Source organism: Leifsonia sp. AK011, assembly GCF_013410945.1.
Lineage (GTDB): Bacteria > Actinomycetota > Actinomycetes > Actinomycetales > Microbacteriaceae > Rhodoglobus.
Genome location: NZ_JACCCH010000001.1, coordinates 802,554 through 826,191, shown reverse-complemented (window position 1 = coordinate 826,191; position 23,638 = coordinate 802,554). Strand labels below are relative to the sequence as shown.

The following is a 23,638-nucleotide window of genomic DNA, read 5'->3' as shown; positions in this document are numbered from 1 at the left end:
AAACACCAAAGATCGAGCTTAGGCTAATAATCCTGTCGAATCAAGCGGATTCTGGCGCGGCGAGGCCGCGTTCGCTCAGAGCCGAGGTAATGCGGTCCGTAACCTCATCGATCGTGCCGATGCCGTCGACCTTCGCGAGCACACCCCGCGATCCGTAGATCTGGACGAGCGGCTCGGTCTGCTCGCGGTAGACCTCGAGGCGGTGGCGCACGACACTGTCCGTGTCATCCGATCGCCCCTGCTCGGCCCCACGGAGGCGCAGGCGCTCGATGACGACCTCAGGGTCCGCGACGAGTTCGATCACCGCATCGAGAGAATGACCGTGACTGAGCAGGATCGCATCGAGCTCGCGGACCTGGTCGACCGTGCGCGGGTAACCGTCGAGCAGGAACCCGCCCGCGGCATCCATGTCCGACAGCCTGTCTCGCACGAGGTCGTTCGTGAGCGAATCCGGAACGTTGTCACCGGCATCCATGTAGGCCTTGGCCTGCATGCCCAGCTCCGTCTGGTTGGAGACGTTGCTGCGGAAGATGTCGCCGGTCGAGATCGCCGGAACGCCGTAGAACTCCGCAAGGCGAGCTGCCTGAGTGCCCTTGCCCGCGCCGGGTGGGCCAATCAGAAGGAACCGGGAGCCCTTGCCCTGAGGCTCTCGAAGGGTCACCGCAGCAGACCCTCATAGTGCCGCTGCTGGAGCTGCGAGTCGATCTGCTTGACCGTCTCGAGACCAACACCAACGATGATCAGGATGCTCGCACCGCCGAACGGGAAGTTCTGGTTCGCCTGAACGAGCGAGAACGCGATCAGCGGGATGAGCGCGATGATACCGAGGTAGAGAGAACCCGGGAGCGTCACACGCGTGAGCACGTAGTCAAGGTACTCCGCCGTCGGACGACCAGCGCGGATGCCGGGGATGAACCCGCCGTACTTCTTCATGTTGTCGGCGACATCTTCAGGGTTGAAGGTGATCGCAACATAGAAGTACGTGAACCCGACGATCAGCAGGAAGTACACGAGCATGTACAGCGGGTTGTCACCCGTGGAGAAATACGTCGTGATCCAGGTGACCCACCCGGGGTTGTTGCCGTCAGGCGACTGGTTGAACTGTGCGATAAGCGCAGGCAGGTACAGGAGCGACGAGGCGAAGATGACGGGCACAACGCCAGCCATGTTGACCTTAATCGGGATGTAGGTGTTGTTGCCGCCGTACGTCCGTCGGCCCACCATCCGCTTCGCGTACTGCACGGGGATGCGCCGCTGCGACTGTTCGACGAACACGACCGCGGTCATGATGAAGACTCCGACCACGAGAACGAGGATGAAGACCTCCCATCCACGGGCGAGCTGGATGTTCCAGAGCGCCGACGGGAACGTCGCCGCGATCGAGGTGAAGATGAGGAGCGACATTCCGTTGCCGATGCCGCGCTCGGTGATGAGCTCACCGAACCACATGATGAGTCCGGTACCGGCGGTCATGGTCACGACCATGAGGAGCATGGCGGGAACCGACTCGTCGGAGATCAGCTGGTTACAGGCTGCCACCGCGTCGTTGGGGAACAGCGCGCCGCTGCGGGCGACCGTGATGAGGGTCGTCGACTGGAGGATGCCCAGCGCAATCGTCAGGTAGCGCGTGTACTGCGTGAGCTTGGACTGGCCAGCCTGGCCCTCCTTGTAGAGGGTCTCGAAGTGAGGGATGACCACGCGCAGCAGCTGGACGATGATCGATGCGGTGATGTAGGGCATGATGCCCAGCGCGAAGATCGACAGCTGCAGTAGCGCACCGCCACTGAAGAGGTTGATGAGGTCGTAGAGACCATCGGTGCCGGCGTTGCCTGCGAGACAGGCCTGGACGTTGCCAAAATCCACAAAGGGTGCCGGGATGAACGATCCCAGGCGGAACAGCGCAACAATGCCGAGCGTGAACCCGATCTTCCTGCGAAGGTCAGGCGTGCGGAAGATCCGCGCGACAGCTCTAAACACAAGGCCTCCGATACTTAGGGGGTGCAGTCGGGTGGGACACCGCCGTGGTGCCCCACCCGAATAAAGCCAGACAGGTCGGCTGGTTAGTTAACCGAACCACCAGCCGCGACGATCTTCTGCTCAGCAGAGCCGGAGACCTTGTCGACTGCAACGTTCAGCTTAACCGCAATATCACCCGAGCCGAGAACCTTGACCTTCTCGTTCTTGCGAACGGCACCCTTGGCGACGAGATCACTGACCGTGACATCCCCACCCTTCGGGTACAGCTCGGCGAGCTTCTCGAGGTTCACGACCTGGTACTCGACGCGGAACGGGTTCTTGAACCCGCGCAGCTTCGGCGCACGCATCACGAAGTTCAGGTTGCCGCCCTCGAAGCCCGGACGCACCGAGTAACGAGCCTTGGTTCCCTTGGTTCCGCGACCCGCGGTCTTACCCTTCGAGCCCTCACCGCGTCCGACGCGGGTCTTGTCCTTCTTCGCGCCGGTGGCGGGACGAAGGTGGTGGGCCTTGAGCACCTGAGGGCGTGCCGCGACGTCGGCAGCGGGTGCCTTCTTCGCGGCTGGCTTGCTTGCGGTCGCCTTGGCCGGAGCCTTCTCTGCGACTGCGTCGTCCGACTTCGCGGCGGCAGCCTTTGCGGGCGCCTTCTCCGCAGCGGGCTTGGCAGCTGCCTTGGCAGCCGGGGCCTTGGCGGCTGGCGCCTTCTCAGCGGCCGGCTTCTTGTCGGCGGCAGCCTTGGCCGGAGCCTTCTTCTCGGCGGCCGGCTTGTCGGCAGCCTTGGCAGCAGCAGCCTTGGGCGCAGCGGCCTTTGCCGGCGCCTTCTCTGCAGCGGCCTTCTTGGGGGTAGCTTCGTCAGCCATTAGTCAATCTCCTCAACCTTCACGAGGTGAGCAACCGTGCGCACGTAGCCGCGGTTCTGCTTGTTGTCCTCGCGGACGACAACATCTCCGATGCGGTGCAGGCCCAGGCTGCGCAGCGTGTCGCGCTGGTTCTGCTTTTCACTGATCTTGGACTTGATCTGGGTCACCTTCAGGCGCGCGGCCATCAGACACCTGCCTTCGCTGCGGCCGAAGCTTCGGCCTCGGCACGCAGGAGGCGTGCCGGTACGACGTGCTCCACCTCGAGGCCACGACGCGCGGCGACCGCGCGGGGCTCCTCGAGCTGCTTGAGGGCAGCAACGGTGGCGTGCACGATGTTGATCGTGTTCGACGAACCGAGCGACTTGCTCAGGACGTCGTGGATGCCGGCGCACTCGAGCACGGCGCGGACCGGACCACCGGCGATAACACCGGTACCGGCGGATGCGGGACGCAGCAGCACAACGCCAGCCGCGGCCTCACCCTGGACGGGGTGCGGGATCGTCGCTCCGACGCGGGGGACGCGGAAGAAGTTCTTCTTCGCCTCCTCGACGCCCTTGGAGATCGCGAGCGGAACTTCGCGCGCCTTGCCGTAGCCGACGCCGACCATTCCGTTGCCGTCTCCGACGACCACGAGGGCGGTGAAGCTGAAGCGACGACCACCCTTGACGACCTTGGACACGCGGTTGATGGTCACGACGCGCTCGAGGAACTGGCTCTTCTCGGCGTCACGGCCCTGGCCGCGGTCGCGGTTGGGGTTGCGCTCGCGGCTGCCACGGCGGGCCTCGCGGGGCTCGCTCGTCGTGTCGGTTGCGGGTGCATCCGCCACAGCGGCGGGTGCCTCAGTAACCTCTGCGGTCACGTCCTGCTCCTTGTTCGTTGTCTCTTCGGTGCTCACAGGCTCAGACCACCTTCCCGGGCGCCGTCGGCGATTGCCGCGACTCGTCCCGCGTAACGGTTGCCGCCGCGGTCGAAGACGACGGACTCGATGCCCGCCTTCTTCGCGCGCTCGGCAACGAGCTCGCCGACCTTCTTCGCCTTCGCGGTCTTGTCACCGTCGAACGTGCGCAGGTCGGACTCGAGCGTGGATGCCGAGGCGAGGGTGTGACCCTTCGCGTCGTCGACCACCTGGACGAAGACGTGGCGCGCTGAGCGGGTGACCACGAGACGTGGACGCAGCTCGGTGCCGACGATCTTCTTGCGGAGCCGTGCGTGGCGACGACCCTTGGCCGCCGACTTGCTCTTACCTCTGGTTCCGAGACCCATGATTACTTACCACTCTTTCCGGCCTTGCGACGGACAACTTCGCCCGCGTACCGCACACCCTTGCCCTTGTAGGGTTCGGGCTTGCGCAGCTTGCGAATGTTCGCCGCGACCTCGCCAACGGCCTGCTTGTCGATGCCGCTGACGGTCAGCTTGTTGTTTCCCTCGACGGTGAACGTGATGCCCGCGGGCGGGTCGACCGTGATGGGGTGGGAGTACCCGAGAGCGAACTCGACCGAGTTGCCCTTGGCCGCGACCCGGTAACCGGTTCCGACGACCTCGAGGCCCTTGGTGTAGCCATCGGTGACACCGATGATCTGGTTCGCGATGAGCGTGCGGGTGAGGCCGTGGAGCGAACGCGACTCGCGCTCGTCGTCGGGACGGGTGACCAGCAGCTGGCCATCCTCGATCACAACCTCGATGGGGTTCTTCACGGTGAGCGAGAGCTCACCTTTCGGGCCCTTGACAGCGACGGCCTGGCCGTCGATCTTCACCTCGACCCCGGAAGGGATCGCGATGGGAAGTCGTCCAATACGTGACATGACCGGTTACCACACGTAGGCGAGGACTTCCCCACCCACGCCCTTCTGAGTCGCCTCTTTGTCCGTGAGGAGCCCGGAGGAGGTGGACAGGATCGCAACGCCGAGGCCGCCGAGGACCTTGGGGATCTCCGTGGACTTCGCGTACACGCGGAGACCCGGCTTGGACACGCGCTTGATGCCCACAATGGAGCGCTCGCGGTTGGGGCCGTACTTGAGGTCGATCGTGAGGGTCTGGCCCACGCGGGCGTCCTCGACCTTCCACGCGGAGATGTAACCCTCGGTCTTGAGGATCTCCGCGATGTGCGACTTCAGCTTGCTGCTGGGCAGCGACACCTGGTCGTGGTACGCCGAGTTGGCGTTACGCAGTCTGGTCAGCAGGTCTGCGACCGGATCTGTCATCGTCATGTGCTTACTTACTTTCTGTTAGTTGGTTTCGGCGAGCGGTACACCGCTGCCGACCTTCTCTAGCGACTGGGTCTCGTGACGAGCTCAGTTGGTAGCTGCGTCCGAGGAACGGAACGGGAACCCGAGCGCCTTGAGCAGCGCGCGACCCTCGTCGTCGTTCTTCGCGGTGGTCACGACAGTGATGTCGAAACCACGAACGCGGTCGATCTTGTCCTGGTCGATCTCGTGGAACATCGACTGCTCCGTGAGACCGAAGGTGTAGTTGCCGTTGCCGTCGAACTGGCGGTCCGAGAGACCACGGAAGTCGCGGATACGGGGAAGCGCAAGGCTCACCAGGCGGTCGATGAACTCCCAGGCACGGTCACCACGGAGGGTGACGTGGGCGCCGATCGGCTGGCCCTCACGCAGCTTGAACTGCGCGATGGACTTGCGAGCGGCGGTGACCTGCGGCTTCTGACCGGTGATGGCGGTGAGGTCCTTGACCGCGCCGTCGATGATCTTCGAGTCGCGGGCGGCCTCGCCGACACCGGTGTTGACGACGACCTTCACGATGCCGGGCACCTGGTGCACGTTCGTGAAGCCGAAGTCCTTCTTCAGCTGCGCAGCGATCTCGTTGCGGTACTTCTGCTTGAGGCGCGGCTGGTAGGTGCCCTCGGCGCCAGCCTTCGCGGCAGTAGTGGTCTTCGCCATTATTCAGAGTCCTCTTCCGTCGACTTCTCGACGGACTTCTTGGTCGTGGCCTTGGTGGCCTTCTTCTTGCCCTCGGCACGACGGGACGGCTTGAAGTAGCGGACACGCACGGTCTTGCCGCGGTCATCCGTCTCCTCGCGGAACCCGACGCGAGCCGGCTGCTTGGTGTCGGGGTCGACGAGCGCGACGTTGGACACGTGAATCGGTGCCTCCATCGTCTCGATACCACCGGTCTTCGTGCCGCGCTGGGTCTGGCCGACCTTGACGTGCTTGGTGACGTAGTTGACACCCTCCACGATCACGCGGTTCTTCGCGCTGTCGATTCCGATGACACGACCCTGCTTGCCACGGTCTCCTCCGCGGGCCTGCGAAGGACCCGAGATGACCTGGACGATGTCGCCCTTACGAATGTTTGCCATGGTTACAGCACCTCCGGAGCGAGCGAGATGATCTTCATGAACTTCTTGTCACGAAGCTCGCGGCCGACCGGCCCGAAGATACGGGTACCACGGGGGTCCCCGTCGGCCTTCAGGATGACGGCAGCGTTCTCGTCGAACTTGATGTACGAACCGTCGGGACGACGGGTCTGCTTGACGACACGAACGATGACGGCCTTGACGACGTCACCCTTCTTGACGTTTCCGCCGGGGATGGCGTCCTTGACGGTGGCGACGATGACGTCACCGAGGCCGGCGTAACGACGGCCGGAGCCACCGAGGACGCGGATCGTCAGGAGCTCCTTGGCGCCGGTGTTGTCGGCAACCTTGACTCGTGATTCCTGCTGCAGCATGAGTTACTTCGCCTTCTCGAGGATCTCCACCAGGCGCCAGCGCTTCGTGGCGCTGAGCGGGCGGGTCTCACTGATGATGACGAGGTCACCGATGCCGGCGGTGCCGGCCTCGTCGTGCGCCTTAACCTTGGAGGTGCGGCGGATGACCTTGCCATACAGGGGGTGCTTCACGCGGTCCTCGACCTCGACGACGATGGTCTTGTCCATCTTGTCGCTGGTCACGTAGCCGCGGCGCGTCTTGCGGTAACCGCGAGCGAGCTCGGCGGTCTCAGCCGTGTCGGTTGCATCCGACCCTTGCACTGAGCTTGTCGAAGTGTTGGCCATGACTACGCCTCCTTCGTCTCTTCGGTGACCTCAGCCGAAGCCTCGGTCTTCTTGGTGGTCTTCTTGGTCGCCTTCGCGGGGGCTTCGACAACCGCGGGTGTTGCCCGGATGCCGAGCTCGCGCTCACGGATGACCGTGTAGATACGCGCGATGTCGCGCTTGACCGCACGAATGCGGCCGTGGCTTTCGAGCTGGCCCGTTGCGGACTGGAAGCGCAGGTTGAACAGCTCTTCCTTGCTCTTCTTCAGCTCCTCGACGAGACGGTCGTCTTCGAAGGTGTCGAGCTCAACGGGAGCGAGCTCCTTGGATCCGATCGCCATTACGCGTCGCCCTCCTCGCGCTTGATGATGCGTGCCTTGAGGGGCAGCTTGTGAATTGCACGGGTCATGGCCTCACGAGCGAGCTGCTCGTCGACACCGGCGACCTCGAAGAGGACGCGACCCGGCTTGACGTTGGCGACCCACCACTCGACCGAACCCTTACCGGAACCCATGCGGGTTTCAGCGGGCTTCTTGGTCAGCGGGCGGTCGGGGTAGATGTTGATCCACACCTTTCCACCACGCTTGATGTGACGGGTCATCGCGATACGTGCCGCCTCGATCTGGCGGTTGGTCACGTACGCGGGAGTGAGAGCCTGGATGCCGAACTCGCCGAAGCTGACCACGGTTCCACCAGTGGCCTGGCCACTACGGCCGGGGTGGTGCTGCTTGCGGTGCTTGACCTTGCGTGGGATCAACATGGTTACGCCTCAACTCCTGTTGCGACCGGTGCCTCCGCCTTGGGGGCGGAATTGCGCGGGGGACGGCTGTCGCGGCGGTCGCCGCCACGGTCGTCACGACGCTCCGGACGGGATGACTTCTGGCTGGCCTGCTCGCGCGCCAGCTCCTTGTTCGTGATGTCGCCCTTGTAGATCCACACCTTCACGCCGATACGACCGAACGTCGTACGGGCCTCGTAGAAGCCGTAGTCGATGTTGGCGCGGAGCGTGTGCAGCGGGACGCGGCCCTCACGGTAGAACTCGGAACGGCTCATCTCCGCGCCGCCGAGGCGACCGGAGACCTGGATGCGAACACCCTTGGCGCCGGCACGCTGGGCACCCTGCAGGCCCTTGCGCATCGCGCGGCGGAACGCCACACGAGCGGAGAGCTGCTCTGCAATACCCTGCGCGACGAGCTGAGCCTCAGCCTCGGGGTTCTTGACCTCGAGGATGTTGAGCTGGATCTGCTTGCCCGTGAGCTTCTCGAGGTCCGTGCGAATACGCTCGGCCTCCGCGCCACGGCGACCGATCACGATGCCCGGGCGGGCGGTGTGGATGTCGACGCGAACGCGGTCACGAGTGCGCTCGATCTCGATGCGGGCAACGCCCGCACGGTCGAGCGACGTCTTGAGCAGGTTGCGGATCTTGACGTCCTCGGCGACGTAGTCGCTGTAACGCTGTCCCGGCTTCGTGCTGTCGGAGAACCAACGCGACACGTGGTCGGTGGTGATTCCCAGACGGAAACCGTACGGGTTTACCTTCTGTCCCATTAGTTCTTCCCTGCCTTGGCCTTGGCGCTGGTAGCGGCCGGGGCAATGTGGTCGGGCGTCGCGAGGACCACGGTGATGTGGCTCGTGCGCTTGAGGATCTGGGCGGCGCGGCCCTGAGCACGCGGACGGAACCGCTTCAGGGTCGTTCCCTCGTCAACGAAGGCTGCCGAGACGAACAGGTCCTGCTCGTCGAGGAAGCTGTTCGTGGCATCCGCCTTCACGCGTGCGTTGGCCATGGCCGCGGCGACGAGCTTGTAGACAGGCTCGCTTGCGCTCTGGGGTGCGAACTTGAGGATCGCGAGCGCCTCTTCCGCCTGCTTTCCACGGATGAGGTTGACGACTCGACGCGCCTTCATGGGCGTGACGCGGATGTGCTTCACGCGGGCGATTGCTTCGACCATTAGCGGCGGCGTCCCTTCTTGTCATCCTTCTCGTGGCCGCGGAAGGTGCGGGTCGGCGAGAACTCGCCGAGCTTGTGCCCGACCATCGTCTCGGTGACGAACACGGGGATGTGCTTGCGACCGTCGTGCACCGCGATGGTGTGACCCAGCATCGCCGGGATGATCATCGAACGGCGCGACCAGGTCTTGATCACGTTCTTGCTACCGGCCTCATTCGCCTTGACGACCTTCTGCAGCAGGTGGTCGTCGACGAAGGGGCCCTTCTTCAGACTGCGTGGCATCTTCGGTACTCCTACTTGCGCTTCTTGCCGACGTTGCGGCGGCGAACGATGAGCTGGTCACTGGGAAGGTTGCGCTTACGCGTACGGCCTTCCTTCTGGCCCCAGGGGGTGACGGGGTGACGTCCACCGGACGTCTTGCCCTCACCACCACCGTGCGGGTGGTCAACGGGGTTCATGGCGACACCACGAACGGTCGGGCGGACGCCCTTCCAGCGCATGCGGCCGGCCTTGCCCCAGTTGATGTTCGACTGCTCGGCGTTGCCGACCTCGCCGATGGTCGCGCGGCAGCGGAGATCCACGTTGCGGATCTCGCCCGAGGGCAGACGCAGCTGAGCGTAGGGGCCGTCCTTCGCGACGAGGCGAACGGATGCACCCGCGGAGCGGGCCATCTTCGCGCCGCCGCCGGGACGGAGCTCGATCATGTGGATGACGGTACCGACGGGGATGTTCTTCAGGGGCAGGTTGTTACCCGGCTTGATGTCCGCGGCAGGACCGGACTCGACGATGTCGCCCTGGTTCAGCTTGTTGGGAGCAATGATGTAGCGCTTGGTGCCGTCCACGTAGTGCAGGAGCGCAATGCGCGCCGTGCGGTTCGGGTCGTACTCGATGTGGGCGACGCGGGCATCCACGCCGTCCTTGTCGTTGCGCTTGAAGTCGATCACACGGTACTGGCGCTTGTGGCCACCACCGATGTGACGCGACGTGATGCGACCGGCGTTGTTGCGGCCACCCGTCTTGGGCAGCGGACGCAGCAGCGACTTCTCCGGGGTCGAACGCGTGATCTCGGCGAAGTCTGCAACCGAGGAACCGCGACGACCGGGAGTCGTGGGCTTGTACTTACGAATAGCCATGATTGATCTCTCTGCCCCTAGCCGACCGCGGTGAAGATGTCGATGGAGCCACTCTTGAGCGTGACGATGGCGCGCTTGGTGTCCTTGCGCTTACCCGAGCCGAAGCGGGTACGACCCACCTTGCCGACGCGGTTGAGGGTGTTCACGGACTCGACCTTGACGTCGAAGATCTTCTCGATGGCGAGCTTGATCTCCGTCTTGTTGGCGCGGGGGTCCACCACGAACGTGTACTTGCCGTTGTCGATCAGGCTGTAGCTCTTCTCGGAAACGACGGGCGCGAGGATGATGTCGCGCGGGTCCTTGTATGTGAGCGTCATGCGCTGACCTCTTCCTTGCTGGAGGACTTCGAAGCGACGAACGCCTCGTATGCAGCCTGGGTGAAGACGATGTCGTCGCTGACGATGACGTCGTACGCGTTGAGCTGGTCGGACCAGAGCACGTGCACGTTCTTCAGGTTGCGGAACGACTTGTAACCGACCTCGTCACCGCGCTCGAGAACCACGAGGATGCTCTTGCCGGGGATCGAGGCGAGCAACGCTGCTGCACCCTTGGTCGAGGGGACGTCACCCTTGCCGAACGAGTCGACGATGGTGAGACGCTCGCCGCGGGCGCGGTCGGAGATGGCACCGAGCAGGGCTGCGGCGATCATCTTCTTGGGGGTGCGCTGCGAGTAGTCACGCGGCTGGGGACCGTGAACGGTTCCACCACCACGGTGCTCGGGAGCACGGACGGAACCCTGGCGAGCGCGGCCGGTGCCCTTCTGCTTGAAGGGCTTCTTGCCGGAGCCGGAAACCTCGCCGCGACCCTTGGTCTTGTGCGTACCCTGGCGCGCTGCTGCGAGCTGGGCTACGACGACCTGGTGGATGAGCGGAACGTTGGTCTGAACGTCGAAGATCTCCGCGGGCAGGTCGACCGAGCCGGTCTTCTTGCCAGAGGTGTCGACGACGTTGAGCGAAGCGTTAGCCATAGCCTTACGCCCCCTTCACTGCGTTGCGGACGAAGACGATGCGACCACGAGCGCCGGGTACGGCGCCCTTGACGAGCAGGATGCCCTTGTCGAGGTCGACCGAGTGGACGGTCAGGTTCAGCACGGTGACGCGGTCGCCACCCATGCGACCCGCCATGCGCATGCCCTTGAAGACACGGCTGGGGGTCGAGGAGGCACCGATCGAGCCGGGCTTGCGGTGGTTGCGGTGCGCACCGTGCGAGGCGGAGACACCCTTGAAGTTGTGGCGCTTCATGACACCGGCGAAACCCTTGCCCTTGCTGGTGCCGACGACGTCGACCTTCTTGCCGGGCTCGAAGATGTCGACCGTGAGTTCCTGGCCGAGCGAGTACTCGCTCGTGTCATCCGTGCGCAGCTCCGTTAGGTGACGGCGCGGCGTGACGCCGGCCTTCTCGAAGTGGCCGGCGAGGGGCTGGGTGACCTTGCGCGGGTCGATCTGGCCGTAGGCGATCTGGACCGCGGTGTAGCCATCGACTTCCTGCGAGCGCAGCTGGGTCACAACGTTGGGGGTGATCTCGACGACGGTCACGGGAACGAGCTTGTTGTTCTCATCCCAGACCTGCGTCATGCCGAGCTTCTTGCCCAGCAGACCCTTGGTGTTCTTAGACATGGTGGATTCCTACAGCTTGATCTCGATGTTGACGTCGGCAGGCAGGTCGAGACGCATGAGCGAATCGACGGCCTTGGGCGTCGGGTCGATGATGTCGATGAGCCGCTTGTGGGTGCGCTTCTCGAAGTGCTCGCGGCTGTCCTTGTACTTGTGAGGGGAGCGGATCACTGCGATCACGTTCTTCTCGGTCGGCAGCGGCACGGGGCCAACCACCGTGGCACCCGCGCGGGTAACCGTGTCGACGATCTTGCGTGCCGACGAGTCGATGACCTCGTGGTCGTACGACTTCAGTCGAATGCGGATCTTCTGTCCCGCCATGACGTCACTCTCTTCTCTTGCTACATGGACTGCGCGGTCCGAGACCGTGCGGCCCCGTCATGCGCAGCACTTCTGCTGTGCACCACTGTTTACGTATCAATGTCGTTCGCTCCGCACCGGGCACAGGTGTACCCAGAGCATCACGAATCGATTGAGTCTTTAGGAGTTCTGCTCCCCGCGGCCTAGCCTCGATGCTCTTGAAGCTGGACTATGCACTGCCTGGGAGTGATTCACGTGCACGCGGCACGGAAATGTTGAACTAGAAGAGTCTGCCACAGCCCGGCATTTGCTGCAACCCGGGCGTGTCGCAATTCTCCGGGCTGCCCGTTCAGTCCTGTTTCGTGCGGCCGAAGGCGGGTGCCCACCAGTTCCAGCGGCCGAGAAGGGTCATGAGCGCGGGCAGCAGGAGACCGCGGATGAGGGTCACGTCGAGGATCACTGCCACGAGCATCCCGATGCCGACCTCCTTCATCGCGAGGAGGTTGCCCACGGCGAAGCCCAGGAACACGATCGCGATCGAGAGGGCCGCCAGGGTGACCACGGGACCGCTTGCGGAGATTCCGGCCAGCACGGCGCGGTCATTCGCTACGCGGGGATCTACCTTCGGGTCGCGCGCTCGCCAGTACTCGTGGATTCGGGCGAGCAGGAAGACGGCGTAGTCCATCGAGAGGCCGAACGCCAGCAGCCCGATGAGCAGGGGGGTTGTGGCATCCACGGCACCCCACGGGGCGAAGCCGAGGACACCTGCACCCCAGCCCCACTGGAAGACGGCCACGACCACGCCGAGCGTCGCGGCGATCGTGAGGGTGTTGAGCAGCAGGGTCTTGATCGGGATGACAATCGACCGCGTGAGCGCGAAGAGCAGGGCGAAGGTCGCGACGAGCACCACTCCCCCGGCTATCGGCAGCATCGCTACGAGGTGATCGATCGTGTCGACGAGCTCGGCCGCGGGACCACCGACCCTGAACGGCACAGAGCTGTCGAGCGAACGGATGTCACGCACGAGGGCCTGCGCGTCGGAGCCCGTGGCATCCCCTGCCGGCGTGAAGTCCACGGCCGCGACGTCCGGCGGAAGATCGGCGACCGACTCGGCGTCGATCACGCCGGGAAGTGCCGCGATGGTGTCGAAGAGGTCGGAGACCCCTGAAGCGTCGAACCCGGCGTCGACGAGGACCGTGACCGGTTCCACCCCGAGCTCGGAGAACCGTGTCGTCGTCGCCTCGTACGCCTGACGCTCCTCCGCGCCGACCGGGAGCGATCGGATGTCGGAGCTGCCGAGAGTGAGGGTCGTGAGAGGCGCGGCAAGAATAAGGAGCACGACTGTCGAGGCGATCGTGGTGATCACGGGGCGACGCTGGGCCGACGCTGCGAGGCGCGCGAGAAGGCGAGGTCGATCGCTCGATCGAACCCACCGCCTGGACCAGGTACGCGTGCCCGGAGCCGGGATGTGGCGGTGGACGACCGCGATGTACGCGGGCACGAAGGTGACGCCCGCGAGGGTCGCGAGCAGCACCGCAATGGCACCTCCCACGGCCATACCGGAGAGGAGGGGGTCGCCGAGGAGCAGCATCCCGACGAGCGAGATACAGACGACGAGACCGGAGACGAGAACCGCGCGGCCCGCGGATTGGACGGTGCGGGCGAGGAGTTCCTCGACGGTGGCCGAGTCATCCCCCTGCCTCTCATCGCGGAAGCGCGAGATCACGAGGAGGCTGTAGTCGACCGCGAGGCCCAGACCGAGGATCGTGATCACGTTCACCGCGAACTCGTTGACGGCAACGATCTCGATCACGCCGCTCAGCACGAGCAGTGCGGTCACGATGGTGAGGAGCGCCGTCGCGACCGGCAACACCCCGATGCGAAGGCCGCCGAGCACGATCACCAGGAGAACGATCAGGATGACGAGTGCCCCACCCTCTCCGATGGCTGCGCCCGTGATCGCGCTGTCCACGAAGGCCTGCTCGCTCAACAGTTCACCGCCGACGAGGACCTCGGCCGGCTCGATCGTGTGCAGCTTCGCGCGAATGGTCGTCGCGAGTTCGAGGGCCTCGTCCTGCGTGAGGGACTGGTCGAGTTCGATCACGACCAGCGAACTGCGCTGATCGTCGCTCGTGAGTCCCCCGCCCGTGTAGGCGTCCACCACCTCGACGACTCCCGGGGTGTACCGGATGTCTCCGAGAACGTCGCTCGCGGAGGCGACGAGTGCAGGGTCGAAGAAGTCCTCCCCCTCGATCACCGCGATGATCGTCTCGCCCTCCGGCGAGAGCTCATCGAGGACCGTGGCCACCTGGAGGGATTCGGCACCCGTCGGCGCGTTGGGAACCTCTGAGGCGTTGTCGAAGATGACACCGCTGAGGGCGAGACCTGCGACGAACAGCACACCCCAGACGACGAGCACGAGAATGCGTCGCCTGGCGGCGAATCGCCCGAGTGAGGCGAGCATGGTGACCCTTCCGGGAAACGGGTGTTGGCGGGCATCTGCCCGTGAGCGAGCGGAAGGCCGCCGCGGGGCCGGTGGGCTCTCCTCCACCGGCCGTCGCGACGGCCGTCCGCTTATCGCCTACTGGCGACTCAGCTTATTTCGCTGTGTTCCTAGCCGCAGGCCGTGAGGCTTGCGACCTGCTCGTTCAGCGACGGCAACCCACCGAGGAGGGTGATCGTCGTTGCACCGAGCGCCTCGATGTCGTCGAGCACGCCCTGCGGAACACAGGTCGGCTGCACAACGAACATCGGCGAACCCTCCGAGGCTGCCCACGCAGAACCTGCGAGTGCATCCGGGAAGTTGGTGCCCGTCGTCAGGAACACCCGGTCAGCCGATTCGAACGCGTCCGCGTTGATGGCGCGGGCCGTGTCGTAGCGGTTCGCACCGGCGAGACGCTCGGTTGTCGCGACCTCGGCGAGGTCTGCGAACAGACCATCCGAGACGCTGGCCGAGCTACCGAGCACCTTGATCGTCGACACACCGAGGTCCTCGAGGAGCGACGCCGTCGGGGTGTTGAGCTCCGCGGCACTGCCGTTCACGAGGATGACGGGCGCGTCGTGTGCTCCCGCTGCCGCACCACCGGTCAACGCGTCGGGGAAGTTGAGCCCCGTCGAGATGTAGGCGGTCTCGGCACCGGACTCCCCGAAGACGCTCTGGGCGATCTTGCGGGATGTCTCGTACCGGTCGTCACCAGCGATGCGCTCGATCGTGCCGGGAAGGCCCTCGAGCTCCGCGTACGCGGCCGCCGAGACGGACGGCGTTCCACCGACCACAACGATGTGCGACGGGTCGAGACGCTCGATCTCCTGGAAGACCTCCGTCGGAACGGCCGTCGGCGACACGAGCAGGAGCGGACCACCGGAGAAGGCCGCCGCCGGACCGGCCGACAGGGCATCCGGGTAGTTCTGGCCGTTGGCGATGAACACCACGTCAGCTCCATCCGGGTAGGCCTGCGCCGAGATCGTCGTCGCGGTCGTGTAGCGGTTGCTGCCCGCAATGCGCTCCACCACGGTCTCACCCGGGATCACGGCATCGATCTCGAGCGTCTGCGCCTCGGACACGTGACCCGCGTTGTCGATCGCACGATACGTGACCGTCTCAGCGCCGGCTCCGACGAGGAACCCGCCCTCGTAGGTAGTCCAGGCATCCGCTGCATCCCCGCTCAAGCGGTACTCGAGGGATGCGACGCCACTCGTGGCATCCGACCCGGAGAGCACAACCTGGCGGCCCGACAGCGACGCGGTCGCGGTCGGAGCAACGGTGTCGATCTTGATCTCCGTCGTGTCCTCCGCGGACTCGTTGCCCTCGGAGTCGACCGCCTTGAGCTTCACCGTGGTGGAACCCTCGGCGGAGATCACCAGCTGCTCGGTGAGCGGCGCGTACGCTGCATCCCCGACCTTCTGCTGCACCTCGACCGTGCCTGCGATGTTGCTCTCGCCGGAACCGGTCACGGTCACCGGGGAGGTCCACCAGCCGTTGTCACCGCTGGGGGTCGCAGGCGAGAGGGTGGTCTCGACCGTGACATCCGGAGCGAACAGCTCCTTGATGCTGACGTTGCGGTAGTAGACCGTCTCGCCGTTGCCGTGGTTCTGGATGCCGACGAAGCCCTGAGCCAGGTCCCGTGCGGGGTCCGTGCTCGTGAAGTCGTTCACCAGAGTGCCGTTGAGGTAGATCTTGATCTTGTTGTTCTGCACGACGATGTCGTACTGGTTCCACTGGCCCACCGGGTTGATCGAAGCCTCGACAGCCTCGGGGTTGGCCCCCTGGAAGGTGTAGATGGCACCGGTCGTGCGGTCGGGCTCGTCGGTTGCGTCGATCTGGATCTCGTAGCCCTGGTTGACGGCGACCCAGGGGTCGTTGCCCGGGTTCGGGAATCCGACGAACACGCCACCGTTGTAGTCAGCGACCTGCTTCCAGTCCAGCTTGAGCCGGTAGCTCTCGAACTCCTCAGCCGTGTACCAGAGAAGGCCGAGGCCTCCGAAGGTGCGCAGCGTGCAGTCGTCCTGGCGTCCGAACGAGCCGGGGCCGGCGAGACGCCACTTGTCGAAGCTCGCGAGCGTGCCGTCGAACAGCGGACGGAAGCCGTCCGGCTGGTCGATGGGGGCACAGATGTCCGCGGCACCCACCGACAGCACGTCGAGGTTCACGTTGCCGTCATCGCCCTGGTCGTACTTGAGCGTGATGGTGTTCGAGCCCGCGTCGAGTGCGAGGTTGCGCGTGACCGTGCCCCAGGTCTTCCAGTCGCCGAGGCGGGGAAGGTTCCACGGACCGATCTTCGTGCCGTTTACGTAGAGCGAGATGTTCTTGTTGCCGTCGAACGGGTTGGGGCCGTTGGCGTAGCGCAGGTTGACCGGGTAGGTGCCCGCGTCCTCCACCGAGACCGTGAAGGTCACGCCGGCGCCGACATTCTGGATGCCCGCGGCGAAGCCGAGACCCGAGTAACCGCTGTGCTCGCTCGCGATGCCGGCCGAACCCAGGAACGCCGCCTCTTCGGCCTCGTACCATCCGCGATCTGCGGGTGCCACGTAGCCGGGCAGGCTGTTCAGCGTGTACCAGGCCTCGGTGCTCCACAGCTCCTTGCCGGACTCCGAGTCGAACGGACGCGGGGAACGGATGTGAACGACGTGGCCGGGCTGCAGGCCCTCGATGGCCAGCGTGACGGTCGTGCCGTCCTCCGAGACCGTGGCGTCGGAGACCGTGAGGGTCTCCTCGCCCACCTTCGGGCCGCCGTAGGTCGGGGTGGGGACGTACTTCCACTGCTTGACCCGGTAGCCGTTGACGATGTCGGCGGCGGTCTCCTCGGAGATCGGCTCGGTGTACTCGAGCTCGAAGCCGCCCTCGACGACGCGCATCTCCTTGATGTCGAAGGCGTTCTGGCCAGCCTGATCGAGCTTCTGCAGGCCGTAGTTGAGCTTGCCGCTCTCGCCCCAGTTGCCACCCTCACCGGTTCCACCGATGTAGAGGGCACCGTCCGGGCCGACGATCACTCGGTTGACACCGACTTCGAGACCGGCGGTGTGGCGGAAGACCGCACCCTGGTACTCGCCGTCGACCTCTTCGAGGAATCCGCGCTGGAGGCCACCGTAGGTGACGTCACCGAAGAGCATCTGGCCCGCGTACGTGCCCTCCTCGAGCATGATGGGCGTGCTCGGCGAGTTGCCGATCTCGTTCTGCGGAATCCACAGGACGGGTGCCGTCACCGGGTTCGAGTCGTACGGACCGGCCGGGTTCATGTAGTGGTTGTAGAACGCGTCCTGCTTGATGTGGACGAGCTTGGATGCCGGAAGCCAGCCACCCTGGTTGTCCATCGCGAACCGCTCACCGTCAGGCCCGAAGGCGATGCCGTTGGGGGTGCGGAGACCACCGGCGACGAAGGACACGGCACCGGTCGTGCGGTTCACGGCAAGCGACGTTCCGCGGTTCTGTGCTGGCTGCGGGTTCGTGGTCGCGCCACCGTTGTCGATCGCGACCGACAGGTTGAGGTAGAAGTTCGTGTCGTCGTGGATCAGACCGAAGGCGAACTCATGGAAGTTGCCGCCATCCGGCCAGTCCGCGACCTTGGTCTTCACGTCGTACTGGCCGTCGTTGTCCGGGTCCGTGAGCTTCGTGAGCTGCTGACGCTCGGACACGAAGATCTCGTCTCCGATGACGTCGATGCCCATGGGGTTCTTGAGACCCGTCGCGATCTTGGTGACCGTGACATCCTCAGGTCCGTCCGCCTCGGTGGCTCCCTCGACGAGGAAGATCTCACCGGGCGCAGGGTTCTGCACCCAGCCGCCGGCGCTCACCGATCCGGTGGTAAGAACGAGCAGCTCGTCGTCCGCGTTGAAGGCCAGTCCGGAGACCTTGGGCTGGAAGCCCTCGGGGCGGAGGTTGATGAGGCTGTAGTCCGGGTTGACGCTGTCGAGGCGGAGTCCGTCTCCCGCAGTGTCGGCTGCGCCCTCGCAGTACTTGATGCCGGGGGCGGTGACTCGCACCACGCCAGCATCAGTACTCAGTGCGCTGTTCGGGATGGTCACGAAGGAGCTCGAACCCGGAGTCTTCCACTGGACGTGGAGGCGCTGGCCGTAGTCGTCCTCGAAGTGCTCAACGAAGAGCGGGTGAAGGCCCTCGGTCAGCGTGACCGTGGCCTCGACACTCGTGGAGTCCTGGTAGCCGTCGTTGTTGAGGATCTGCTGGCCGTCGAGCGAGAGGCGAGCCCCATCGTCGTTGGTCATGCGAATCGTGTAGGAGCCAGCCGTCGCGATGTTGAGGTTCGCGATCGTGTGGCTGATGAACTTGCGCTCGGCACCGAAGTCGGCGTCAGAGGTGAAGTTGATCGTGGGCATGAGCTTGTCGACGTTCGGCGTCTGGCCGGACTTCAACGTGCAGAGCTGGGGGAAGACTGCATCGGGCATTTGGTACACGCGCAGGGTTACGCCGGGTTCCTGAGTCGGCACGTCAGCGTGAACTGCCGTGACTCCGAGCGTCAGGGTTAGTGCGCCGACAGCAACGCCGACAAGCGCCGCTTTCATAGCCGAAGCGGACCTGGTCCGCGTTCGGGTCGACGGACCATGGGGTGTGGGCATCTTTGCTCCTTGGACTGATGGTGTGCTCGCGTCAAACGGCACACTGATGCCGTCGTCGCCAACATGGGGTGATGTCATGCTAGACACCTTCCAACCACTTGTCTACAAGTTTCGGCGGACTTCGTCCAAGTTATGCCTCATTGTGACAAAAATAGTTTCAGCTTTTCGATTGGCTCCGTTCCTCGTCTTTCAGGGGCGCCCGCCCGAGGCGAGGACGGGGGTTCCACTCGAAGAACCACTCGACCGCACGGTAGCGATCCGCGAGGACCGTGATGATGATGGGAGGCACGATTCCGACCAGGAAGGTGATCGGAATCAGCCAGCGGAGCGCGAGGTCGGTGTTCGTTGTCAACCAGATGAGCGGGTAGACGATGAAGGGCCAGTGGAGGATGTAGACCTTGATCGTCCGTTCGCCGATGTAACGGATGGGGCGGAAAGCGCGTGAGCCCGCGATGGGCATGACGAGACCGGCCGCGCCCACGAAGAAGGCCAGCGTGACCGCCACCTTCCAGATCACCCCCTGGGCTGACTCGCCGACAAGAGTCTGGATCGTCATGGCAGCGAGCGCGCCGACGAAGAGCACCGCGCAAAGTGCACGGTTCGTCAGGAACTTCTCGAACCCTGTGATGAAGGGCCCAAGAGCGACGCCGATGAAGAAGGCGACAGCCTGGTACCAAAACCGCGCCCACTCACCGTCGATGGGCAGCATGCTGAGTCCGACCGCGGCGACAGCGATGATCAGCGGATGCACCCACCTGCAGAGCAGCGCGATCAGGTAGTACAGCAGCAGATACCCGAGGAACCACAGCGGAGTGGCCGATTCCACGAACAGCAGGTGGAGGAGATCGGGGAAGACGAAAACGCTCACCGAGAAGGCGGTCAGGAACGCGAGGATGATCGTCCAGAGCACGTACGGATAGAGGACCTTCGAGAGCTTGCCCTTGAGGTACCCCCAGGTGCCCTTCGCGAGGGAGCGCGGCACAAGCATGCCGGACAACAGGAAGAGGAGTGGCATCCTCAGCGGGGTAAGGATGTTGACGATCATCGGCAGGACGGGCACGGGCTCGTCGTAGTACTGCACGAGACGAACGGTGTGGGTGACGACCACCATGATGACCGCGAGGCCGCGAAGCACATCCATCCACTCGCGGCGGCTGGGGCCCCAGTCAGTCGTCAGCATCCCTTCGACTGTATAGCGGAAACGACGAAGGGGCCGAACCCGAAGGCTCGACCCCTGTCGTTGTGATCCGTTGTTACTTGAGGATCTTGGTCACCTTGCCGGCGCCAACGGTACGGCCACCCTCACGGATGGCGAAGCCGAGGCCCTCCTCCATGGCGATGGGCTGGATCAGCTCAACCGTCATGTCGGTGGTGTCGCCGGGCATAACCATCTCGGTGCCGTCGGGCAGCGTGATGACGCCGGTGACGTCGGTGGTGCGGAAGTAGAACTGCGGACGGTAGTTCGCGTAGAACGGGTTGTGACGCCCACCCTCATCCTTGGACAGGATGTACGCGGTGCCCTCGAACTGGGTGTGCGGCGTGACCGAACCCGGCTTGACGACGACCTGGCCGCGCTCGACATCCTCGCGCTTGGTGCCGCGGAGCAGCAGACCACAGTTCTCGCCGGCCCAGGCCTCGTCGAGCTGCTTGTGGAACATCTCGATACCCGTGACGGTCGTCTTCTGCGTCGGGCGGATGCCGACGATCTCAACGTCCGAGTTGATGGCGAGCGTGCCACGCTCGGCGCGGCCCGTGACGACGGTTCCACGACCGGTGATCGTGAAGACGTCCTCGATCGGCATGAGGAACGGCTTGTCCTTGTCGCGCACCGGGTCCGGAACGGACTCGTCGACGGCGTCCATGAGGTCGAGAACGGACTGAACCCACTTCTCGTCACCCTCGAGGGCCTTCAGACCGGAGACGCGCACCACGGGTGCGTTGTCGCCGTCGAAGCCCTGGCTCGAGAGCAGCTCGCGAACCTCGAGCTCAACGAGCTCAAGGATCTCCTCGTCGTCGACCATGTCGGACTTGTTGAGCGCGACCAGCAGGTAGGGAACACCAACCTGCTTGGCGAGCAGCACGTGCTCGCGGGTCTGAGCCATCGGGCCGTCAGTGGCGGCGACGACCAGGATCGCGCCATCCATCTGGGCGGCACCGGTGATCATGTTCTTGATGTAGTCAGCGTGACCCGGGGCGTCAACGTGTGCGTAGTGACGCTTCGGGGTCTCGTACTCGACGTGCGAGATGTTGATCGTGATACCACGCTGGCGCTCTTCCGGCGCCGAGTCGATGGACGCGAAGTCACGCTGGACGTTCGTCGCTGACGGGTACTTGTCGGCCAGGACCTTCGAGATCGCCGCGGTGAGCGTGGTCTTTCCGTGGTCGACGTGACCGATCGTTCCGATGTTTACGTGCGGCTTGTTCCGCTCGAACTTGGCCTTAGCCACTGTGGGTCCTCCTCAGGACTCGTTGCTCAGGCATCCGGAAGCTTCCGGATGCTTTCGCGAATTGGTGTGTAGTTACTTTAGTTGAACTGCTTAGAGAACTGTCAGGGAGTGACTGAGGTCACTCGCCCTTGTTCTTCTGGATGATCTCGTCAGCTACCGCTTTGGGAACTTCCGAGTAGCTGTCAAAGGCCATCGAGTACACGGCGCGACCAGAGGTCTTGGACCTCAGGTCACCGACGTATCCGAACATCTCCGACAGTGGCACCTTGGCGGTGACGACCTTGACGCCGGTCGCATCCTCCATGGACTGGATCTGACCGCGACGCGAGTTCAGGTCACCGATGACGTCTCCCATGTATTCCTCAGGGGTACGCACCTCGACGGCCATGAGCGGCTCGAGCAGAACGGGGTTGGCCTTACGGGCAGCCTCCTTGAACGCCATGGAACCGGCGATCTTGAACGCCATTTCCGAGGAGTCCACGTCGTGGGCTGCGCCGTCGACGATGATTCCCTTGACGCCCACCATGGGGTAGCCAGCGAGGACGCCGACCGCCATGGCCGCCTGGAATCCAGCATCGATCGAGCCGATGTACTCGCGGGGGATGCGACCACCCGTGACCTTGTTCTCGAACTCGTAGATCGTGTCCGCGGTCACCTCGAGCGGCTCGAGCGAGATCTGGACCTTAGCGAACTGACCAGAACCACCCGTCTGCTTCTTGTGGGTGTAGTCGTGCTTCTCCACGACGCGGCGGATCGTCTCGCGGTAGGCCACCTGGGGCTTACCGACGTTCGCCTCGACGTTGAACTCGCGCTTCATGCGGTCAACGAGGATGTCGAGGTGGAGCTCGCCCATTCCCTTGATGACCGTCTGGCCGGTGTCCTGGTTCTGCTCCGTGCGGAAGGTCGGGTCCTCCTCAGCGAGCTTCTGGATGGCAACACCCAGCTTCTCCTGGTCGGCCTTGGTCTTCGGCTCGATGGCAACCTCGATGACGGGCTCAGGGAACGTCATCGACTCGAGGACGACCTGGTTGTTCAGGTCGCTCAGGGTGTCGCCGGTGGTCGTGTCCTTGAGGCCGATCACCGCGTAGATGTGACCTGCGGTCACGCTCTCCACGGGGATCTCCTTGTTGGCGTGCATCTGGAAGATCTTTCCGATGCGCTCCTTCTTGCCCTTCGTCGAGTTGGCAACCTGGCCACCCGACTCGAGACGACCGGAGTACACACGGATGAACGTAAGACGGCCGAAGAAGGGGTGAACGGCGACCTTGAAGGCGAGAGCCGCGAAGGGCTCGTCCGCCTTGGGGTGACGCTCGATCTTCTTCTCCTCGTCGCGGGGGTCGGTGCCCTCGGTTGCCGGCACGTCGAGCGGGCTAGGCAGGAAGTCGACAACGGCGTCCAGCATCGGCTGAACACCACGGTTCTTGAACGCCGAGCCACACAGGACCGGGTAGATCTCGCTGGCCACGGTGAGCTTGCGGATGCCGGCCTTGATCTCGGCGACCGTCAGCTCCTCACCAGCGAAGAACTTCTCGAGGAGGTCATCGTCGGTCTCGGCGATGGTCTCGAGCAGTACCTGGCGGTACTCGTCCGCCTTCTCCTTGAGGTCCTCGGGGATCTCCTGGACCTCGTACTTGGCGCCCATGGTGACATCACCCTTGGCGTCGGAGGGCCACACGAGTGCGCGCATCTCGACGAGGTCGACAACGCCGACGAAGGCGCTCTCGGAACCGATCGGGAGCTGGAGAACCAGCGGCTTCGCTCCGAGCTTGTTGATGATCGTGTCGACCGTGAAGTAGAAGTCCGCGCCGAGCTTGTCCATCTTGTTGACGAAGCAGATACGGGGGACGTCGTACTTGTCGGCCTGGCGCCAGACGGTCTCGGACTGGGGCTCAACGCCCTCCTTGCCGTCGAACACCGCGACAGCACCATCGAGGACGCGGAGCGAACGCTCCACCTCGACGGTGAAGTCGACGTGACCGGGGGTGTCGATGATGTTGATCTGGTTCTTGTTCCAGAAGCACGTCACAGCTGCAGAGGTGATCGTGATGCCACGCTCCTGCTCCTGCTCCATCCAGTCGGTGGTCGAAGCACCGTCGTGCGTCTCACCGATCTTGTGGTTGACGCCCGTGTAGAACAGGATGCGCTCGGTGGTGGTGGTCTTGCCTGCATCGATGTGAGCCATGATGCCGATGTTGCGGACCTTGTTGAGGTCGGTGAGCACGTCCTGTGCCACGGGCGGTTCCTTACTGTTGAAGATGAAGGCTGGGCGAGCCTGCCGAAACCGGAGTGGTCTCGGCAGACT

General features: G+C 64.3%; 26 protein-coding genes and 1 pseudogene. All 27 read right to left on the bottom strand.

The window, feature by feature from the left end; genetic code table 11:
- Positions 1-40: 40 nt before the first annotated feature.
- The 27 genes and pseudogenes from HDC94_RS04125 to fusA all read right to left on the bottom strand — a co-directional run bounded on the left by HDC94_RS04125 (position 41) and on the right by fusA (position 23,569).
- Complete coding sequence (locus HDC94_RS04125; RefSeq protein WP_179495131.1) at positions 41-661, bottom strand: adenylate kinase; 621 nt, start codon at positions 659-661, stop codon at positions 41-43.
- Positions 658-1,977: a preprotein translocase subunit SecY gene (secY, locus tag HDC94_RS04120; RefSeq protein WP_179495129.1), complete on the bottom strand. Its 1,320-nt coding sequence runs from the start codon at positions 1,975-1,977 to the stop codon at positions 658-660. The genes HDC94_RS04125 and secY overlap by 4 nt, the downstream gene beginning before the upstream one ends.
- An 83-nt stretch (positions 1,978-2,060) precedes the next feature.
- Positions 2,061-2,834 (bottom strand): 50S ribosomal protein L15, encoded by a 774-nt coding sequence (gene rplO / locus HDC94_RS04115; RefSeq protein ID WP_179495113.1) that lies wholly within the window; start codon positions 2,832-2,834, stop codon positions 2,061-2,063.
- Positions 2,834-3,019: a 50S ribosomal protein L30 gene (gene rpmD, locus HDC94_RS04110; RefSeq protein WP_179495111.1), complete on the bottom strand. Its 186-nt coding sequence runs from the start codon at positions 3,017-3,019 to the stop codon at positions 2,834-2,836. Before rpmD ends, rplO begins: the two co-directional genes overlap by 1 nt.
- Entirely contained in the window at positions 3,019-3,693 is a 675-nt protein-coding gene (rpsE, locus tag HDC94_RS04105; RefSeq protein WP_179495109.1) for a 30S ribosomal protein S5, read from the bottom strand. The genes rpmD and rpsE overlap by 1 nt, the downstream gene beginning before the upstream one ends.
- A 32-nt stretch (positions 3,694-3,725) precedes the next feature.
- A complete protein-coding gene (gene rplR, locus HDC94_RS04100; protein ID WP_179495107.1) occupies positions 3,726-4,097 on the bottom strand; it encodes a 50S ribosomal protein L18 in 372 nt (123 codons plus the stop codon).
- Between the two features lie 2 nt (positions 4,098-4,099).
- Positions 4,100-4,636 (bottom strand): 50S ribosomal protein L6, encoded by a 537-nt coding sequence (gene rplF / locus HDC94_RS04095; RefSeq protein WP_179495105.1) that lies wholly within the window; start codon positions 4,634-4,636, stop codon positions 4,100-4,102.
- A gap of 6 nt (positions 4,637-4,642) precedes the next feature.
- Positions 4,643-5,041, bottom strand: coding sequence for a 30S ribosomal protein S8 (gene rpsH / locus HDC94_RS04090; protein WP_179495103.1), 399 nt, complete (start codon positions 5,039-5,041; stop codon positions 4,643-4,645).
- 84 nt (positions 5,042-5,125) lie between these two features.
- A complete protein-coding gene (rplE, locus tag HDC94_RS04085; protein WP_179495101.1) occupies positions 5,126-5,731 on the bottom strand; it encodes a 50S ribosomal protein L5 in 606 nt (201 codons plus the stop codon).
- An 83-nt stretch (positions 5,732-5,814) separates the two neighbouring features.
- Positions 5,815-6,150 (bottom strand): annotated as a pseudogene (gene rplX, locus HDC94_RS04080) (50S ribosomal protein L24); the annotation flags it as partial.
- 2 nt (positions 6,151-6,152) lie between these two features.
- Positions 6,153-6,521 (bottom strand): 50S ribosomal protein L14, encoded by a 369-nt coding sequence (gene rplN, locus HDC94_RS04075; RefSeq protein ID WP_179495097.1) that lies wholly within the window; start codon positions 6,519-6,521, stop codon positions 6,153-6,155.
- 3 nt (positions 6,522-6,524) lie between these two features.
- A complete protein-coding gene (gene rpsQ, locus HDC94_RS04070; RefSeq protein ID WP_179495095.1) occupies positions 6,525-6,845 on the bottom strand; it encodes a 30S ribosomal protein S17 in 321 nt (106 codons plus the stop codon).
- 2 nt (positions 6,846-6,847) lie between these two features.
- On the bottom strand, positions 6,848-7,165 hold the full coding sequence (gene rpmC / locus HDC94_RS04065; RefSeq protein ID WP_179495093.1) for a 50S ribosomal protein L29: 318 nt from the start codon (positions 7,163-7,165) through the stop codon (positions 6,848-6,850).
- Positions 7,165-7,584: a 50S ribosomal protein L16 gene (gene rplP, locus HDC94_RS04060; protein WP_179495091.1), complete on the bottom strand. Its 420-nt coding sequence runs from the start codon at positions 7,582-7,584 to the stop codon at positions 7,165-7,167. The genes rpmC and rplP overlap by 1 nt, the downstream gene beginning before the upstream one ends.
- A gap of 2 nt (positions 7,585-7,586) precedes the next feature.
- The gene (gene rpsC, locus HDC94_RS04055; RefSeq protein ID WP_179495089.1) at positions 7,587-8,372 is read right to left on the bottom strand and encodes a 30S ribosomal protein S3; all 786 of its coding nucleotides are present in this window, start codon (positions 8,370-8,372) and stop codon (positions 7,587-7,589) included.
- Positions 8,372-8,773 (bottom strand): 50S ribosomal protein L22, encoded by a 402-nt coding sequence (gene rplV, locus HDC94_RS04050; RefSeq protein ID WP_179495087.1) that lies wholly within the window; start codon positions 8,771-8,773, stop codon positions 8,372-8,374. The genes rpsC and rplV overlap by 1 nt, the downstream gene beginning before the upstream one ends.
- The gene (rpsS, locus tag HDC94_RS04045; protein WP_179495085.1) at positions 8,773-9,054 is read right to left on the bottom strand and encodes a 30S ribosomal protein S19; all 282 of its coding nucleotides are present in this window, start codon (positions 9,052-9,054) and stop codon (positions 8,773-8,775) included. Before rpsS ends, rplV begins: the two co-directional genes overlap by 1 nt.
- An 11-nt stretch (positions 9,055-9,065) precedes the next feature.
- Positions 9,066-9,905: a 50S ribosomal protein L2 gene (rplB, locus tag HDC94_RS04040; protein ID WP_179495083.1), complete on the bottom strand. Its 840-nt coding sequence runs from the start codon at positions 9,903-9,905 to the stop codon at positions 9,066-9,068.
- A 17-nt stretch (positions 9,906-9,922) separates the two neighbouring features.
- Positions 9,923-10,222, bottom strand: a complete 300-nt coding sequence (rplW, locus tag HDC94_RS04035) for a 50S ribosomal protein L23 (RefSeq protein ID WP_179495081.1) — start codon at positions 10,220-10,222, stop codon at positions 9,923-9,925.
- Positions 10,219-10,872 carry a 50S ribosomal protein L4 gene (rplD, locus tag HDC94_RS04030; RefSeq protein ID WP_179495079.1) on the bottom strand — a complete coding sequence of 218 codons (654 nt, stop codon included), beginning with the start codon at positions 10,870-10,872 and terminating at the stop codon, positions 10,219-10,221. Before rplD ends, rplW begins: the two co-directional genes overlap by 4 nt.
- Before the next feature lie 4 nt (positions 10,873-10,876).
- On the bottom strand, positions 10,877-11,521 hold the full coding sequence (gene rplC, locus HDC94_RS04025) for a 50S ribosomal protein L3 (RefSeq protein WP_179495077.1): 645 nt from the start codon (positions 11,519-11,521) through the stop codon (positions 10,877-10,879).
- A gap of 9 nt (positions 11,522-11,530) precedes the next feature.
- Entirely contained in the window at positions 11,531-11,839 is a 309-nt protein-coding gene (gene rpsJ, locus HDC94_RS04020) for a 30S ribosomal protein S10 (protein ID WP_009773132.1), read from the bottom strand.
- A 328-nt stretch (positions 11,840-12,167) separates the two neighbouring features.
- The gene (locus tag HDC94_RS04015) at positions 12,168-14,282 is read right to left on the bottom strand and encodes an efflux RND transporter permease subunit (RefSeq protein WP_179495075.1); all 2,115 of its coding nucleotides are present in this window, start codon (positions 14,280-14,282) and stop codon (positions 12,168-12,170) included.
- Between the two features lie 149 nt (positions 14,283-14,431).
- On the bottom strand, positions 14,432-18,835 hold the full coding sequence (locus HDC94_RS04010; RefSeq protein ID WP_179495073.1) for a cell wall-binding repeat-containing protein: 4,404 nt from the start codon (positions 18,833-18,835) through the stop codon (positions 14,432-14,434).
- Between the two features lie 211 nt (positions 18,836-19,046).
- A complete protein-coding gene (locus HDC94_RS04005) occupies positions 19,047-20,069 on the bottom strand; it encodes an acyltransferase (RefSeq protein WP_179495071.1) in 1,023 nt (340 codons plus the stop codon).
- A 73-nt stretch (positions 20,070-20,142) separates the two neighbouring features.
- Positions 20,143-21,336: an elongation factor Tu gene (tuf, locus tag HDC94_RS04000; RefSeq protein ID WP_179495069.1), complete on the bottom strand. Its 1,194-nt coding sequence runs from the start codon at positions 21,334-21,336 to the stop codon at positions 20,143-20,145.
- A 118-nt stretch (positions 21,337-21,454) separates the two neighbouring features.
- A complete protein-coding gene (gene fusA, locus HDC94_RS03995; protein WP_179495067.1) occupies positions 21,455-23,569 on the bottom strand; it encodes an elongation factor G in 2,115 nt (704 codons plus the stop codon).
- Between the last annotated feature and the right edge of the window lie 69 nt (positions 23,570-23,638).